Below are 1,078 nucleotides of genomic sequence, written 5' to 3'. Positions count from 1 at the left end.
GGCGGGCGGCGGCGGCGAACGCCATCCCCGTCATGTACGCCTCCCCGCGACCGCCGCGTGGCTCCCATGCCGCCGCGGCCACGTCGTCGACGTTCAGGCCGGGCCACAGCTCCGCCATCCGGTCCGGCGCGATGAGCTCGGTCTCGATGCCCAGGCTCTGCTGCATGGCCACGTTCGCGCGCAGCGGGATCACGTTCTCCTCGCCGACGATCACCGCGTATCCGCACTGGCGGAACGCCATGTCGTCGCCCAGCAGCTCGGTCGCGTTCTCGAACACCGGGATGCTGTGCCAACTCAGGGCCGCCATGGTGGGCGAACCGTAGTGGCAGCGGACGATGCCGCTGGACTTTCCGGTCATACCGGAACACAGGGTGTCCTTCTCGACGACGAGGACGTCGGTCTCGCCGCGCTCGGCCAGGTTCCAGGCGATCGACAACCCTTCGAGTCCCCCGCCGATCACGAGGAACTTCACTGTCTCGGCCCGCTGAGCCGTCTCGGCCGGGTGCGCTGTGTCGGTCATGGGGATCACTCTCTCGTGGTGTGTGGGTCAGGCGGCGTCGGGAGCCGGGAGGTCATCGCAGGTGAGCAGGTCGGAAAGAACGTCGGCCAACGCCTCGGCGCCCCGTTCGGCGTCGGCGTCCTCCACGTGCTCCTCCGGGGAGTGCGACACCCCGGAGGGGTTGCGGACGAACAGCATCGCGGTGGGGACGTGCGCGGCCAGGACACCGGCGTCGTGGCCCGCCCCCGTGGCCAGGACGGGGACCCCGGGCAGATCGTCGAGCAGCCGGTCACGGAACACCGGGTCGAAGGTCACCGAGCCGCTGAGCGACTCCTGCACGATCGAGCTCCCGCAGCCCTCGCGCGCGGCCGCCACCGACGCCGCCTCCGCGATCTCGTGGACCATCCGAGCGGTGACGGCGTCGTCGGGGTGGCGCACGTCCAGCCACAGATCGACCCGGGAGGCGATGACGTTGGTGCCGCCGGGGGTGGGCACGATCCGTCCCACGGTCGCCCGGGCGCCCCGGTGGGCGCGGGCGATGCGCCGGACGTCGAGGACGGTGCGGGAGGCCGGGATCAA

At 71.6% G+C, this 1,078-nt stretch carries 2 protein-coding genes; both read right to left on the bottom strand.

The features are described from left to right. Positions 1-520: NAD(P)/FAD-dependent oxidoreductase (locus G6019_RS13080; protein ID WP_182627764.1), on the bottom strand; the 520-nt coding region annotated here is incomplete at its 3' end. A 27-nt stretch (positions 521-547) separates the two neighbouring features. Further along, a partial coding sequence (locus G6019_RS13075; protein WP_182627762.1) for a M20/M25/M40 family metallo-hydrolase occupies positions 548-1,078 on the bottom strand: 531 nt, incomplete at its 5' end.

The organism is Dietzia sp. DQ12-76 (assembly GCF_014145045.1).
Lineage (GTDB): Bacteria > Actinomycetota > Actinomycetes > Mycobacteriales > Mycobacteriaceae > Dietzia.
This window is presented reverse-complemented; position numbering and strand designations above follow the sequence as displayed.